Raw genomic sequence first — 16135 nt, 5'->3', positions numbered from 1 at the left:
ATCCATTCTCAATGGCTTCCTGATTTTTATTATCATATTATAAAATTTCCTCAACTTTCTTTAACGCTAAGTTGTATTTCTTAATTGCGATTAAACAAGTGATAATCTTATTAATTTTTTCTATAGCTTGTGCTTGTGCAAAATTAAGGTTGCTAACAAGAGCTTTGATATGAATTTGGTTAATATATTCTTCATCTTCAGGATTTAATAAAAATTCTATTGCCTGGAAGATATTACTGAGATATGGAGTTATTTTATTTTTAGGTATTTTTTGTATAAATTGTTTAGCTAATTCATATTGTTTGGTATATAAGGCTGTTGTAGATAGTAATATAACACCACTAATAGAGTTACTAATTTCGATTCACTCATCCTTTAGGTTTTCTTCATTCACAATTTTCTCAGCATCAGAATATTGATTGTATTTGGTAATATATTGAAAACATCGAAACTGTTCTTTACTATCTTTAGATAAATTGTCTTGGTTAATTAGATTTAATTTAGCTTCAGCAATGTCAGCTAAATTAAATCTCATTGCTGTCAAAGTTTTGATATCTGTAGGAGCATTTTTGATTAAATTTTTTGTTTCTGTTGCCCTTTCGTTAAGTAGTTAAGTAAATAAATATTAAATAAGCTATAGATTGAATCGCTATAGTTTGGTCGATCCTTTAAAATGCGTAATAATTGCTCTTCGTCTAATGATAATTTTCCTGTATTATTAGGCTACTAATAGATTATAACGGCAAAAATAGATGAATTTACTTTCCTGTTTTTGCTCATTGTTTACTAGATTTGCTAGTCGTGGTGCAAGTAATGTTATTATTTCATCATATTTTTTGGTAGCAAGCAATATTTCAGAAAAAGAGCATAGAATAGCAAAATCTTCTATATTTGCTAATTGTTTAATAATATCAGGTTGAAATTCAGGTTTTACAAATAATAAAATTTCTGCAATAAAATTTAGATATTTTTGATACCATTCTCCTTGAGTTTTGAGTAAATTTAAAACTATAGGTGCTGATTTATTGAAGAAGTATATCTTTAGCTACTTCTTCAATTAATGCAATATTCTTTTCTACTACGGCTAAACGAAAAATATTTTCCTTAGCGATAAATTTATTGATAATCTTAGTGATAGGGTTAGAAGAATTGGAGCTAGGTTTGTATTCAAAAAATATTTCTACTTTAGAATTTTTATTAATTAAAGCATTATATTCACTAATCTCATAATCTTTAAATAACTCATGATTTTTAAGTTCTGCGTAACTGTATTTTTTAATACACATTCCAATAGCTTTTTTGGGGTTTTTACCTCTTTTATCTTCTTAATTGCTAAATTAGCAAATTCTGGAGCTAATTTTGAATTTTTTATTTCTTCAATAGTTCTTAAATAATTATTTTTTATATTAAAATCCTTAACTATTGCTGAGTACAATTCTATAGCTGTATTTAAGGTAATATTGGAGCTTCAAGTAGTAACCATAAAATATGGTTATTTTCAGAGAAGTTAATAGAAGACTTTTTTGATTTCATATATGATGCCCAGTTATTTTTAACAAGGCATCATACATTAGTTTAATTCTTAGTAAAAAAATTATTAATATTTTTTAATAATTACCCACCGAATTGCTCTTTAATAATTCTATCTTCCAGCGTATGGTTTTTATTAAAGAGCAGTTTGACAGGCTTATCCTTAGTAGATTTAACGGTAACATTTGTGATATTATTAAACTCCTGAAAGTCGGCAGTAGCATTTACCGGTCGTTTATTTGTATTAAGTATTTCAAATTTAATCGTAGCAGATGAAAGCAGTAAAGCACCGTGCCATCTACGCGGTCTAAACGAGCAGATAGGGGTTAGGCATAACATGTTTGACTCAAGCGGTAAAATAGGACCGCTGGCAGATAAATTATAAGCACTACTTCCGGCAGGTGTTGCAACTAAAGCTCCGTCTGCTACTAATTCGCTCATTCTCTCTATCCCGTTTACGTCTATTCTAAATTTAGCAGCTTGATTAGTTTTACGAAATATCGATACTTCGTTAATAGCAAGTGCCGTATATATTTGACCGCTCGTATCTTCGACTTGCATAAGAAGAGGATTTAGGATAGAAACCGTACTTTCGTGTATATTTTGTAATAAGTTTTTGGTATCTAAAGGATTCATTAAAAAGCCGAGGCTTCCTAAATTAACTCCGTAAAAAGGTATATTAAGATGCATATAGCGGTGAATATTATGTAGTAATTCTCCATCCCCGCCTATTACGATAATGACCTCCGCTTCCTCTATTTTACAATAATTATAGAGTTTTTTTATTTCCTCTATAATAGCTAAATGTTTGGAATTTTGGTTATAAATCAATGCTATTTTATTTATATTCATTATATGAATTTCTTTTTTAATATATAGACGCTTAACTAATAATAAGTTATAAGAATAAAGTAATAAAATAAATATTAAGTTAAATTATGTCATCATTCAACATCAAAAATCATAAAAATGATCTGCTATTTGTACCGCTAGGGGGATCTAATGAAATAGGTATGAATCTTAATCTTTACCATTATCAAGGTAAATGGTTAATGGTTGATTGTGGTAGCGGTTTTGCCGATGATTATTTACCCGGTGTTGATATGATAATTGCTGATAGCAGCTTTATCGAGAAATATAAAAAAGATATAGTAGGTCTGATTTTAACTCATGCTCACGAGGATCATTTAGGTGGAGTCCAATATTTATGGAATAGCCTTAAATGTCCTATTTATACTACTACTTTTACAGCAAATTTTTTAAAAATTCGTTTAAATGAATATGATTTTGCTAAAAATATAAAAATTCATGAAGTAAAACCCGGTAGTAAAATAAATCTAGATCCTTTTTCCTTAGAGATGGTGCCACTGACTCACTCGGCTCCTGAAATGCAAGCAATTATGATCCGTACGGATGCAGGTAATATTTTACATACGGGGGATTGGAAATTTGATAACGATCCGATACTTGGGCAAAAAGCCGATGAGGAGCTTTTAAAATCTTACGGAGATGAAGGGGTTCTTGCACTTGTTTGTGATTCAACTAACGTATTTAATAAAGGAAGCTCAGGTTCTGAGGGGGATGTTAGAAAAAGTTTAGTAGATATTATAGCCGGTTGTCCTCAAATGTTAGTAGTTTCAACCTTTGCCTCTAATTTAGCACGGCTTGATACAATAATTCATGCTGCAGGGCTTGCGGGTAGAAAAGTAGTCTTAACCGGTAGAAGTTTGCACCGTATGATGCTTGCTGCGCAGGAAAGCGGCTATTTGAAAGATATTGCTCCTCTAATTAGTGAACGTGATGTTAGCAGATTTAGAAGAGAAGAATTATTAGTAATTGCTACCGGTTGTCAAGGTGAGCCTATGGCTGCCACCGCAAAACTGGCTAGTAATTCTCACCCGTCTATAAAGCTTGTTCCTAAGGATACAATGATTTTTTCTTCAAAAATTATTCCGGGTAATGAAAAGAAAATATTCAGGCTATTTAATATATTTGTTAAAGCCGGTGTAGAAGTTATTACCGAGCGAGACCATTTTGTACATGTTTCAGGACATCCATCGATTGACGAGCTACAAAAAATGTATTCTCTAATTAGACCGAATATTTGTATACCTGTTCACGGCGAGCCTGTACATATTCATGAACATGTTAAGCTTGCTAAGAAAAACGGCATAAAACAGGCAGTAGAGGTTGAAAACGGTAGTGTAGTACTGCTTGAACCTAATAATGCAAAAGTAATTTCAAAGGTTGAAAACGGTTATTTAGCTGTTGACGGTAATTATTTGCTGCCCGTTGAATCTCCGATTTTCAAAGCTAGAAGACGTATGCGTGAGTCGGGTATCGTGGTAGCATCAGTAGTCATTAATAAAAAAGGACTGCTTGCTGCAAACCCAATGCTGTCTATGCCCGGGCTGCTTGATCCGAAAGAGGATATGGCATTAGTTAACCTCATTAAAAACGACATTAAAGAACTTGTTACCATTCAAAATAAACAGGCAAAAAAAGCATTGTCGGATGAACAAGTAATCGAGGCAATAAAAGGAACAATTCGTAAAACCTTAAAACAAGAAATTAATAAGTCACCCGTTATAATAGTAAATCTTGAGAAAGCTGTGGAGTAGTGAAATTGTTATTGTGAGTAGTATTGTTTTATGGCTCAAGCAATTCGCTCGATGTCATTCCCGCCTTCGTGAGAATGACATAAACAAGCCAAGCAACGATACCTACAAACCTGCAAGTGACAAAGAAAAAATAAGCACATGAACAAATTTAAAAATATTGCGGTTTATGGGGGAGGGAGTTTCGGTACTAGCCTTGCTTCTTTAGCAGCACAAAACTGTAATAACGTTACTTTATTTTTACGTGATGAGGCAATAGCAAAGGAAATTTTACATAACAAAACTAATGTAAAATATTTAGGGGATATTAAATTACCTGCTCATTTACATGCTACTACAAACTTAGATATAATTAAGGATTTTGAACTAATTATTATTGCAGTGCCGTCTTACGCTTTTGATGACTCAATCAAATTATTAAAAACTCACAGCATTTCTAAAGACAATACTCTTCTAATTGCAACAAAAGGCTTTGCCCGTAATCCTACCGCATTATTTTCAGATAGGTTAAAAACTCTATTACCGCATAGCCCTACAGCGTTTTTTGTAGGTCCGAATCTAGCAAAAGAACTTGCTAAAAATTTACCTGCTTCGGCAAGTATTGCAAGTTTAGATATAGATATAGCAAATAAAATAGCTTATAACCTAAGTTCAAAAATTTTTACTACTAATGTGTCAAGCGATATTGTAACATTACAGGTAGCAGGAGCTTTAAAAAATATTTTTGCTATTAAAAGCGGTATTGATTTAGCAAGAAAGCAGGGCGAAAATGCAAGAGCAACGCTTATAGTAGCTGCCTTAAAAGAAATTGCTATTTTGTCGAAAGCTTTAGGTGGTATGCAAAAAAATTCTGATATTTTACTAGAGGGTGTAGTAGGTGATTTAGTGCTTACTTGTTATTCGTTAGGTTCACGTAATACAAAATTTGGTTATGAACTTGGAATTAGTAGCGATAAAAAGAAATTTTTACAGGAATATAAAGAGCTAGTAGAGGGAAGAGAAGCATTAAAATTAGTTTTGGATTTGATAAAAAAATATAATTTATGTATGCCTATAATTTCCGAAGTAGCTTCGTGTGTTATTCCTTATGTCATTCCTGCGAAAGCCGTAATCCAGAAAAAAGTATAAATACAGCAAATTTTTGAAATTAAAAGCTCGATTCATCTCGCTTTATGCTAGATTCCTGCTTTCGCAGGAATGACATATGACTCCACGCGAGCAATACCAATCAAGTATTACAGCAATCTCTTCATCTGTTCTTGCTCTAATTTTTCTTCTTTATCTAGTTTGTTTAAAAATTCTTTATAAAAACCGTTTGTTATATATACAAGTTCCATTTCGGTATTTAAATTCAGAAGATTTAAGTATGATTACACATTCACCATCCTTGAAAGTAACCACTTTATCATTTTCTTCTTCTAAACTATATTTATCTTTTAAAATGTTATAAAACTCTTCAAATGAAGAGTTTTATAACATTTTAAAAGATAAATTTTATTTTGATCTATAGTTAAAATAACGGCTTTAAAATCATTACATATCACTAAAGCTTTATATATAGTTTTTGTATTTGGTTCTATATAACTATATAATAATTATATCCTTGCCAATAATTAGGTTCTTTATTGATGATTTTGTATTTTTTTGTTAGATCTATATTGGTAGTTTTATTTAATTCAAGCCCAAGTGGTATAGGATTAGAACAGATATTTAAACAAAAAAATATAATGAATAAGGATAATAGATTTTGCATAAATAATATGAAAATTTCATATCTAATCCTATACCACTTAAATTTAAATAACATAAAATTTTTAAAGTTTCAATTAGAAATTTATTTTGGTCTGATGAAGTAAAAATCTTTACAAAATTTAGTGAAAAAAAATAACACCTCATATATTATAAGTAATTATATCTTTAGCTCATTACATGATAATCTTTAGTATAGTTTTTTTTAAAACCGTTTCGGTATTATTAAGTTTAGTAATAGGATTTTTAGCCGGTAAATATTCAAATGTTGAAAAAGATAGTATCTCCTCGTTACTATTCTATTTTATATCACCTATAGTATTTTTTACGATACCTGCTAGTACAACCTTAACACTTGCGGCATTAAGCGTTACGGTTGTAACATTTGTAATTGCAACACTCTTATCACTCTTTTCTTATTATTTTTTTGGTAAATTTTGGCAGGATCATACACGTAATATTATAGCTTTGTCTGCAGGTACGGCAAATGGCGGGTATTTTATGTTGCCTATAGCTGCAGCACTTTTTGATGATTATACATTAAGTATTTACATGATGGCTGTTATAGGAGTGAATATTTATGAATGTTCCGTCGGCTTTTATATTTGTATGAGGAGCTTTGCTAATACTACCGATAGTATATTAAAAGTAGTAAAATTACCGATTTTAAATGCTTTTTTCTTGGGATGTTTATTTAGTTTTTGTGGTTTTACTTTACCGGATTTTTTAGATGATTTTATATATAATATGAAAGGCTCTTTTTCGATACTCGGTATGGTGATGGTGGGTCTTGCTCTTTCGTCTCTACAAAAATTTGAAGTCGATATCAAATTTACTCTTGCTACTTTTGCTGCTAAATTTCTATTCTATCCTTTGGGAGTAGGGTTATTTATCATGTTTGATCATTTTGTAACAAAATGGTATAACAATGATTACTATAATGCCCTAAAACTACTTTCTACGGCACCGCTCGCAGCAAATACTATAGTTATAGCGAATTTACAGAAATTTTACCCTGAAAAAGTTGCAGCTACTGTGTTTTTATCTTTGCTTTTTGTAGTTATATATATGCCGACCATGGTCAGTATATTTTTAAGTGACTTAAATTAATAACATGATGACAATGATTTTTTTTACAATTTATTCTAAATTGGTATTAATAGGTTCATATGAAAATTAATTCAATAAAAATTGGTCCCTATATTAATTTATTACCTCTTCAATATATACCGAAACATAAAATTTCTTATTTGGAATTCGGTGATCCTAAAAATAAAAATATAATAGTATGTGCTCACGGTTTCACTAGAAATGCTCATGATTTTGATAAAATAGCTAAAGAGTTGAGTAAAAATTATAGAGTAATTGCAATAAATTATCCCGGTCGCAGTGATAGCGAAAATTTTAAAAAAGCTAATCATTATAACTATACGACTTATATTAAAGATACGTTATTTTTTTTAAAAAGGCTCAATATCAAAAATCCTATTTGGCTTGGTACTTCAATGGGCGGTATTATAGGTATGGTACTTGCCAGTAAATATAAAAATATTTTTAAAGCCTTAATATTAAATGATATAGGGGCGTTTATTGATGCTGCTCCTTTAATTAAAATTGGAGGTTATGCTAAAAAAACGATACTCTTAGATGATTTGGCTAGTGCAAAAGAACATTTAAAACTTATTTATGCACAAAGCGGTATTAAAGATGAAGAAGATTGGGATTATTTAACAAAATATAGTGTAATTTCTACATTCGGCGGAAAATATAAAATGAATTATGATCCTGCTATAACAAAAGGAATGAAAAATGCTAGTAACCAGGAAGATATTAAACTATGGTCTGTATGGAATAAAATAAAATGTAGAATATTAGTAATTCATGGGATGAAATCTCAAATTTTAACAAAATCTACTATTAAAAAGATGAAAGAAACAAAAATTTTTGATCTTTATGAAATAAAATATGCCGGTCATGCTCCTTCTCTAATGAATCCTGAAGAAATTAACTATGTCAAATCTTGGTTAGAAAAGAAGTCTTAGATTGTGTGACTTTGTATTGTACGAACGTTCAGGATGTCATTCCCGCAGAAGCGGGAATCCAGAAAAATAACCTTAATCTTGGTACAAAAATTACATATTTAATAAAATAAACATATAAAGAAACTGTTTTTTATATGTTTTTCTGGATTCCTGCTTTCGCATGAATGATATAGGCATCATTTAAATTAATAAATAATAATTATGAAAATTACTACTAAAGTACTAATAATAGGTTCAGGACCTGCGGGCTTAAGTGCCGCTATTTATACAGCTAGAGCTGCTTTAAAACCAATATTAATAAATGGTATGCAGCCAGGCGGGCAGCTTACAATTACCACCGATGTTGAGAACTATCCAGGATTTGCGGAAACGGTGCAAGGCCCTTGGCTTATGGAGCAGATGTCTATGCAGGCTAAAAATGTCGGTACGGAAATTGTTAGTGATTACGTAGAAAAGGTGGATTTATCAAAAAGACCTTTTAAAGTATTTACAGGAGCAGGAAATGAATATAATGCGGAGAGCATAATAATTTGTACCGGTGCGGAAGCAAAATGGCTTGGTATAGCTTCAGAGCAGAAATTTCGTGGTTTTGGTGTTTCGGCATGTGCTACTTGCGATGGTTTCTTTTTTAAGAATCAAGAAATAGTTGTAGTAGGGGGAGGAAATAGTGCAGTAGAAGAAGCTTTATATTTAACCAATCATGCTAACAAAGTCACTATAGTGCATAGAAGAGATAGTTTTAGAGCTGAGAAAATATTACAGGATCGATTATTTAAAAATTCTAAAATATCAGTAATTTGGGATCATGTAGTAGATGAGATTGTAGGTAGCAATAAACCAAAATCCGTTACTGGAGTTAAAATTCAAAATGTTCACACCAAAGAGATTAGTTTATTGAATTGTAGCGGTGTATTTATAGCTATTGGGCATGCACCGAATACGGGGCTATTTACCGGACAAATTGTAATGGATGACGATAATTATATCATCACGAAGTCAGGCACTACTAGAACTAGTGTAGAAGGTGTTTTTGCTGCTGGTGACGTTCAGGATAAAATTTATAGACAAGCAGTAACTGCTGCAGGAACAGGCTGTATGGCGGCTCTTGAGGCTGAAAAATTTCTAAATAAATAATTTAGATTTTTTAGCTGTAAATTAACATATAAGTTAATAAAAAATTGTTGCATTCAGTAAGACACTTATTATAGTCATTGTGTATTAATTTAATTAGGTACAAATATATAATGACTTGGAACATAATAAATATACCACCACAAAAACAAAATATTGATACATATCCATTACTTATGAAATTTTTAGTTGGATGAGATAGTTTTAACATACAAAATTTAGAAGCATTGAAAAATGCTAATTTAGAAATAGAGCTAGCAGAAGCCGCATTTTCACAAAAATTTTTAATATATTCTGCAATAAAATTTTACTGAAATCATTTTTATCCAAATAGCCAAAGTGAAAAATTTATAAAGCTAGAAATAACCGGAGTTAGATATGATCAAGTAATAAAGGCTCCTGATATTAGGTTAGCTACTGATAAGCCTACGACTACTAATATATTTAAAAATTTGACTTTTGACTCAATGTTACATCAGAATTGGATTTTTAATGGAAATGACTCAAGTGGTTGGCTGTTAGCAAATATAAATCTTAATAAAGGCGGTTATTTAATAACTTAGAAAAAGTATTTCTCTCAGCTGTGATCTCTTTAGAGTCACAATTAATAAATCCTAAGAAAAAATATTACTCTGATATTTCATCTGAGGTTATTGAGTATGCATGGGGAAATATTAAAGGAGTTAAAGGTAATGATTTAGAGCCATTCAAGAATTTAATAGCTTTTGGCAAAGAAGAAATGAAGTCCCTCTGAGTTATGGGTTAAAATAGCTGAGGCTATAAAAGTAGGTAAAGTATCAAATTTATTGTGAGAAAATATTCTAGAAGACTTAAACAAGGCAGGTGTATAGACTTTAATTATAATATAACTGAAAACTCTGCTATATTATCTGACATTGGATATAAATTTCCTCAAGAAATATTGAATCTTATATTAAACGCAATAGCTCCTGAAGATATCATTAATATTATAAAACATGCTAATTTGGAAAATATTTCTTATGATGTATTAGAAAGCCAAATGGGTGGTGAAGATTTTAGTATAAATAATTCATTATAAATATTTTTCTTGTTAGTATTGCCGTATAATTTTAAGATAAGTTTGTAACACTTTTCGCGAGCCATGCAACAACGCCAATGTTCGTTCGCAATGACGATTTTAGTATCCACGCAGGTAAAAATATATGAGCTTACTTAAAAACATTACGGGAAAGAATTATATAAACGGTGAATTTATAGAGTTCGGGAAGCAAATATCCGTTATTAATCCTGCGACCTTAAAAGAAATTGCTACAGTTCCGAATTTAGGATTATCTGAGATTAATTCAGCGATTAATAATACGGTGACTAGTTTTTCTTTATGGTCACAAAGCTCATTTGAAGCGAGAATAGCGATTCTTAGAAGATGGTATAATTTAGTAATAGAAAATATTGAGGAGTTAAGTCATATATTAACCCTAGAGCAGGGTAAAATACTTGCTGAATCAAAAAAAGAAATTTTATATGGAGCCTCTTTTATTGATTGGTATACATATGCTATACATAATATTCATTCGACTATCAAACCCGGTAATAGTAAAACTCATAAAATTGTTACGCAATATGAGCATGTAGGACCGTCTGCTGCTATAACTCCTTGGAATTTTCCAAGTGCAATGATTACTCGCAAGGTAGTACCTGCAATAGCTGCGGGTTGCAGCGTTATATTAAAACCGTCAAGTCTTACGCCTCTATCAGCTTTAGTACTTGCGAAATTTGCAAGCGATGCCGGTTTGCCTGCCGGAGTATTTAATGTAATTACAGGTAGTGCAGATATTATAGGTAAGGCTTTTTGTGAAGATTTTAGGCTTCGGAAATTATCATTTACCGGTGCTACAAATGTCGGTAAAATTCTATATCAAAATGCCGCAAATACTCTAAAACGTTTATCTTTGGAACTTGGCGGCAATGCTCCTTTCATTATAACGGCAGATAATAATTTAGAGAAAGTAGTAAGTGATTTAGTAATCGCTAAAACTAGAAATAGTGGACAGTCTTGTATTTCACCTAACAGAACATTTATAGAAGAATCTATATATGAAAAATTTATAGAAATTCTAAAGGCTAAATTTACTAAGCTTAAAGTCGGTGACGGATTTGATAAGGAATCGGATGTAGGTCCGTTAATTAATTCTGCTGCCATAGAAAAAATACAAAAGTTACTCGCTGATGCACAAAGTAAAGGAGCTAAATTAATTTGCGGCGGTAAAGCTGTTGATAATTTTATTGAGCCTACTATTATTATTGACTGTTTGGATAATATGGATATCTTTAGAATAGAAATATTCGGTCCGGTAGTTGCTTGTTATAAATTTAAAGATTTGGATGAAGTAATAGAACATGCAAATAATACCGAATACGGCTTGCAAGGATATGTATATTCAAATAATATATCCGTGGCACAAATGATAGCGTCTAAGCTTGATTTTGGTATGGTATCGATTAACGACCCGTTACCTGCAAATGCAAAAGCACCTTTTGCAGGACGTAAAGCGTCAGGTTTTGGAGTTGAAGGCTCATTTGAAGGGATATTTGAATATCTAAATACGAAATATATAAATTTACAGAATTAAGAATGCCCGCATGGTTCCTTTTATGTCATTCCTGCGAAAGCAGGAATCTAGTAAAGAATATAAAAAATTATTTTATATGCTTATTTTATAAAAAAAATAATTCTTTGTAGCAGTATTAAGATTATTTTTTCTGGATTCCCGCTTTCGCGGGAATGACATGGAAAATATAATAATCTTAACAGTAAAAATTATGCTAGTGCTTGTAGATAATATTGAAGTACAAATTGAAAAAATTTATGAAGTATTTGATTTAATAGATAATGAAAGAGCTGATCTTTTGTTATGAGCAGTATCTGATTGTCTTGCCAAGCTATTAGTATTAGATCAATATAAAGAATCGTTAATAATTGAATATTTTGATCCTTTGATGCAACTAATTAAAAGGTTTGAAGAGCAAAATACTATAATACCCAAAATGCTTAATAATGCTTTAAGCAATATATTATTAATCCTTGAAGATGGATGTAAAGCTGAAGAATCATCACTAATAGAAAATATAATTAATAGTTTAAATACTCTTGATATGTTAGGAGGACATGCATAGTAATCTTCCAAAAATCTCAATAGTTTTACCAGTTTATAATAGAAAGAAGCTATTACCTTTTGCTATTGAGAGCTGCCTTAATCAAAGCTTTAAAGACTTTGAGCTTATTATTATTGATGATTGCTCAAAAGATAATAGCGTTATAGTAGCTAGGACATATGCAGAGCAGGATTCACGTATTAAGGTAATAGTAAATGAGACCAATAAAAGATTACCGGCAAGTCTTAATATTGCTTTTAAAGAGGCCAAAGGGGAGTATTTGACTTGGACTTCGGATGATAATCTTTTCCATGAAAATGCTTTAGAAAAAATGGTTAAGATACTTGATAATTCACCTGAGATAGGGCTTGTATATACTGATTATACTTTGATCGATGACCACGGTAAAGTAGGAATAAGACTTTATCAAGAACCTCCTGAGTTTTTACCGATTAGAGATTGCGTCGGTGCATGTTTCTTATATAGAGCCGATTTAGCAAGGCAAGTAGGTGGATATAATGAAAATATGCAGTTAGTGGATGATTATGAATATTGGCTAAGGTTTGGGCTTGTTACGAAATTTGCTCATATACCGGAATCTTTATATTTCTACCGAGTACATGATCAAAGCTTAACAATAGAGAGTAAAGTAGAAGCAAAACAGGCAAAAAGAGTTTTAAAAGAATTATTTAAAGATCAATATATTATTCCTGCTGAGATTAAACCTATAAATGATTTATATAATTGGTTTATTGAAGATAGAAATTTAAGCTCTTATTTTAGGTTATTGAAAATAATTATTTGTAGTCCGATAATTACTATTTCATATATTATTAAAAATCTAAGAAGAATAAGGTGATATTTTAATGCTTTAATGTCATTCCCGCAAAAACGGGAATGACATAGTAAAGCCATAGCACAACATCCTTAAAACAAATGCAAAATCAAGATTTCATACATACATTAAATCCAGAGCAGCAACAAGCAGTTCTTCACACTGAAGGACCGCTTTTATTGCTTGCAGGTGCAGGGACAGGTAAAACAAAGGTACTTACCTCAAGAATAGCTAATATTATTCACCAAAATTTAGCTTCACCTCAAAATATTCTAGCCGTTACTTTTACTAATAAAGCTGCTAAAGAAATGGCTGAAAGAGTTAATAGTCTAATTAATTGCTATGGTCTTAATATAGGCACTTTCCACTCAATGGCAGCTAGGATATTACGTGACCAGATTGAGCATTTAAATCTTGGTTTAAATAATAGGTTTACTATTATTAGTCATGATGATCAATTAAAACTAGTGAAAGATATAGTAAAGCTAAAAGATATTGATACTAAAAAATATGCTCCTAAATTAATACATATCATAATTTCTAGATGGAAAGATCAAGGATTATTACCAACTAAACTATCAGTATCAGATACTAATTTACCGCTACAGAGGGTTGCAAAACTTGTATACGAAGAATATCAGAAAAATTTACTTATTTCTAATGTTTTAGATTTTGGAGATTTGCTACTTTATAATAATGAGCTTTTTATTAAAAACCCTGAAATACTAAGATATTACCAAGAAAAATATCGATATATTTTAATCGATGAATATCAAGACACTAACGTTGTCCAGTATTTATGGGCAAGAATGCTCGCAAGTTTATATAAAAATATTTGCTGTGTAGGGGATGATGATCAATCTATTTATGGTTGGCGAGGAGCAGAAGTCGGGAATATATTACGTTTTGAAAAAGATTTTGCAGGTGCAACAATTATTAAATTAGAGCAGAATTATAGATCAACTTTGCCAATACTTGCTGCTGCTTCCAATGTGATCAATAATAATAAAAACCGTCACGGTAAAACGTTATGGACGGATAGGGAAAACGGTGAAAAGATAAAAATTATCTCTTGTTGGAGTGATAAAGAAGAAGCAAGATATATAGCCGGTGAAATAGATAAGTTAGTGCGAGAAAACCGGTATAATGCCGGTAATATTGCAATATTAGTACGAGCCGGATTTCAAACAAGAAGTTTTGAGGAAGCGTTTATAAATAGTGCTATGCCTTATAAAATTATAGGCGGTTTGCGGTTCTATGAACGTATGGAAATAAGAGACGTGCTTGCTTATATCCGTATATCTTTGAATCAAAATGACAATCTAGCACTGGAGCGTATTATAAATGTGCCGAAAAGGGCAATAGGTGCAGCTAGCTTAAATAAAATTAGAGTCTATGCACTTGAGCGAAATATTTCTAATTTCGCAGCCATTAAAGAAATGCTAGCAATAGGTGAGATTAAAGCAAAATCATATGAAACTCTAAAAGATTTGATTACTAAAATCGATAATTGGTACGAAAGATTTAGTATAGATGCTCCAATAAACGTAGTTAAAGCAATACTTGATGATTCCGGTTATCTTGAAATGCTTCAAGAAGAAAAAACCGAAGAAGCATTCGGTAGAATCGAAAATATTAACGAAATGCTTAGAGCTATTGCTGAATTTAACGATGTTCATGATTTTATCGAACATTCAAGCTTAGTTATGGAAAATGAAGTGCTTGAAACCAATTACGGTGGCTCTGTTACTATAATGACCCTGCACGCAGCTAAAGGGCTTGAGTTTGACGTGGTATTTTTACCGGGCTGGGAAGAGGGGGTATTTCCATCTCAAAGATCTCTAGACGAAGACGGCGAAAAAGGCTTAGAAGAAGAACGCCGCATTGCTTATGTTGGCATTACGAGAGCCAAAAAAGACCTCTATATTACTCATGCTGAAAGCAGAAAAATATTTTATGAAATAGTCCGTTCTTACCCTTCAAGGTTCATAACCGAAATCCCTGATGAAATTACGATCAGGACCTCTTCTATGAAAAAATACAATTCTTTTTATAAGTTTTAATTAATTTTCATTCATAAATTTTAAATTGGTTTGCCATAGATTTAAGTGAGTCTCAAGTAGAGCAAATGAACGACAAAAAACGTAATGGTTTAAGCGAAGATGAAGTGATGGATATTAAAAAACCATTAGAAAAAGCTATGTTAGAATTAGCTAACCAAAAAATATATAAAGAACAATATAGAGAGAAATTAATAGATAAAACATTAGATAACCTTAAAGAAAATGTTTCAGAAACAACATTAGGTAACTATAGAAAATTTCTTACTAAAAATACTACCCCTAAACTTGATAAACAAGAGCAAATTAATGATCCAAAACAAGTAGAAGCATTAACACAAGCAGCATTAAAGATATCTGAATTTTTAAAAATTACTTTTCAAACAAATGAAAAAGAAGCAAAAGCTTTATTGTCTATTAATGAGTTAGGAGTAAATGAGCCTAATATAATTAAAACTTTATTACCAGCGATAAGTAAACGACCGTCTGAAAAAATGATAGAGCAAGGTAAAGAAATTATCAAGAATTTTGCCCCATTACTTGAGAGCAGCAATTCTGCACTTGTTAACGGTACTAAAAGAGTATTAGCAGAGTTAAATCCTGGATATTTAAGGAACACACGGATGGGGGGGAAGTATAGCATTAGAATTACAAAGAGTAACCAAACCTAAGCTATGGCAAAGAATAGTAGCAGTTTTTACCGGTACGGATTATGCTCAAAAAAAATATAGATCAAGCATTTGCTAACTTTGAAAAAAGTAATAGTCTACATATAGAAACGAAAAATTTGTCGGAAGAAATACAAAGAGAAAAACAAGCACCAAATATTGTAAAGCAAAATAAAACAATACCCCAAGGCTATAAGTCTTCTATATCAACCCCTATATCTCATGTTGAAAACCCTAATAAAAGTAGAGAGAGTGGGCAACAGTCAGGGTATAGTAAGTAGTGATTTATATGATAATATAGTTGCGAATTTTTAAAAAGTTTGATAATTTAGTTCATTATATCAAATAACTTAATAATGAATATTAT

Annotated in this window: 16 protein-coding genes and 2 pseudogenes; 15 read left to right on the top strand and 3 right to left on the bottom strand. The window is 31.2% G+C overall.

The features are described from left to right. The first annotated feature begins 752 nt into the window (after window positions 1-752). Window positions 753-920, top strand: coding sequence for a hypothetical protein (locus GCO76_RS01715; RefSeq protein WP_410955965.1), 168 nt, complete (start codon window positions 753-755; stop codon window positions 918-920). Between the two features lie 102 nt (window positions 921-1022). Here the strand turns inward: GCO76_RS01715 and GCO76_RS01710 are convergent, their stop codons facing one another. Both GCO76_RS01710 and GCO76_RS01705 read right to left on the bottom strand, forming a co-directional pair. Next, window positions 1023-1286, bottom strand: a complete 264-nt coding sequence (locus GCO76_RS01710; protein WP_410955964.1) for a hypothetical protein — start codon at window positions 1284-1286, stop codon at window positions 1023-1025. A gap of 328 nt (window positions 1287-1614) precedes the next feature. After that, window positions 1615-2382: an NAD kinase gene (locus GCO76_RS01705; protein ID WP_410955963.1), complete on the bottom strand. Its 768-nt coding sequence runs from the start codon at window positions 2380-2382 to the stop codon at window positions 1615-1617. Window positions 2383-2468: 86 nt separating this feature from the next. Here GCO76_RS01705 and GCO76_RS01700 point away from each other — a divergent pair, with 86 nt between their 5' ends. Together GCO76_RS01700 and GCO76_RS01695 are read left to right on the top strand one after the other, a co-directional pair. Beyond that, window positions 2469-4151, top strand: a complete 1683-nt coding sequence (locus tag GCO76_RS01700) for a ribonuclease J (RefSeq protein WP_410955962.1) — start codon at window positions 2469-2471, stop codon at window positions 4149-4151. A gap of 138 nt (window positions 4152-4289) precedes the next feature. Beyond that, complete coding sequence (locus GCO76_RS01695; protein WP_410955961.1) at window positions 4290-5276, top strand: NAD(P)H-dependent glycerol-3-phosphate dehydrogenase; 987 nt, start codon at window positions 4290-4292, stop codon at window positions 5274-5276. A 448-nt stretch (window positions 5277-5724) separates the two neighbouring features. Here GCO76_RS01695 and GCO76_RS01690 read toward each other — a convergent pair whose 3' ends face one another. Next, on the bottom strand, window positions 5725-5901 hold the full coding sequence (locus GCO76_RS01690; RefSeq protein WP_410955960.1) for a hypothetical protein: 177 nt from the start codon (window positions 5899-5901) through the stop codon (window positions 5725-5727). Between the two features lie 176 nt (window positions 5902-6077). On the opposite strand from GCO76_RS01690, the gene GCO76_RS01685 reads away from it, so the two are divergent. The 12 genes and pseudogenes from GCO76_RS01685 (at window position 6078) to GCO76_RS01630 (ending at window position 16049) form a co-directional block, all read left to right on the top strand. After that, window positions 6078-7007 (top strand): AEC family transporter, encoded by a 930-nt coding sequence (locus GCO76_RS01685; protein ID WP_014014308.1) that lies wholly within the window; start codon window positions 6078-6080, stop codon window positions 7005-7007. 59 nt (window positions 7008-7066) lie between these two features. Continuing rightward, window positions 7067-7939, top strand: coding sequence for an alpha/beta fold hydrolase (locus GCO76_RS01680; RefSeq protein ID WP_410955959.1), 873 nt, complete (start codon window positions 7067-7069; stop codon window positions 7937-7939). A 201-nt stretch (window positions 7940-8140) separates the two neighbouring features. Then, a complete protein-coding gene (trxB, locus tag GCO76_RS01675; protein WP_410955958.1) occupies window positions 8141-9073 on the top strand; it encodes a thioredoxin-disulfide reductase in 933 nt (310 codons plus the stop codon). Between the two features lie 224 nt (window positions 9074-9297). Further along, window positions 9298-9592, top strand: a pseudogene (locus GCO76_RS01670) (hypothetical protein). A 61-nt stretch (window positions 9593-9653) separates the two neighbouring features. After that, window positions 9654-9824, top strand: a complete 171-nt coding sequence (locus GCO76_RS01665) for a hypothetical protein (RefSeq protein ID WP_410955957.1) — start codon at window positions 9654-9656, stop codon at window positions 9822-9824. Window positions 9825-9878: 54 nt separating this feature from the next. Next, entirely contained in the window at window positions 9879-10130 is a 252-nt protein-coding gene (locus GCO76_RS01660) for a hypothetical protein (RefSeq protein WP_410955956.1), read from the top strand. A 124-nt stretch (window positions 10131-10254) separates the two neighbouring features. Beyond that, a complete protein-coding gene (locus GCO76_RS01655; RefSeq protein WP_410955955.1) occupies window positions 10255-11682 on the top strand; it encodes an NAD-dependent succinate-semialdehyde dehydrogenase in 1428 nt (475 codons plus the stop codon). Between the two features lie 190 nt (window positions 11683-11872). Beyond that, window positions 11873-12226 (top strand): annotated as a pseudogene (locus GCO76_RS01650) (hypothetical protein). Further along, the gene (locus GCO76_RS01645; RefSeq protein WP_410955954.1) at window positions 12219-13064 is read left to right on the top strand and encodes a glycosyltransferase; all 846 of its coding nucleotides are present in this window, start codon (window positions 12219-12221) and stop codon (window positions 13062-13064) included. The pseudogene GCO76_RS01650 and the gene GCO76_RS01645 overlap by 8 nt, the downstream one beginning before the upstream one ends. Window positions 13065-13141: 77 nt before the next feature. Then, window positions 13142-15103 carry a DNA helicase PcrA gene (pcrA, locus tag GCO76_RS01640; protein ID WP_410955953.1) on the top strand — a complete coding sequence of 654 codons (1962 nt, stop codon included), beginning with the start codon at window positions 13142-13144 and terminating at the stop codon, window positions 15101-15103. A gap of 65 nt (window positions 15104-15168) precedes the next feature. Continuing rightward, window positions 15169-15771, top strand: coding sequence for a hypothetical protein (locus GCO76_RS01635; protein WP_410955952.1), 603 nt, complete (start codon window positions 15169-15171; stop codon window positions 15769-15771). Window positions 15772-15812: 41 nt separating this feature from the next. Next, a complete protein-coding gene (locus GCO76_RS01630) occupies window positions 15813-16049 on the top strand; it encodes a hypothetical protein (protein ID WP_410955951.1) in 237 nt (78 codons plus the stop codon). Window positions 16050-16135 lie beyond the last annotated feature (86 nt).

Source organism: Rickettsia koreansis (assembly GCF_046532895.1).
Lineage (GTDB): Bacteria > Pseudomonadota > Alphaproteobacteria > Rickettsiales > Rickettsiaceae > Rickettsia > Rickettsia rickettsii.
This window is presented reverse-complemented; position numbering and strand designations above follow the sequence as displayed.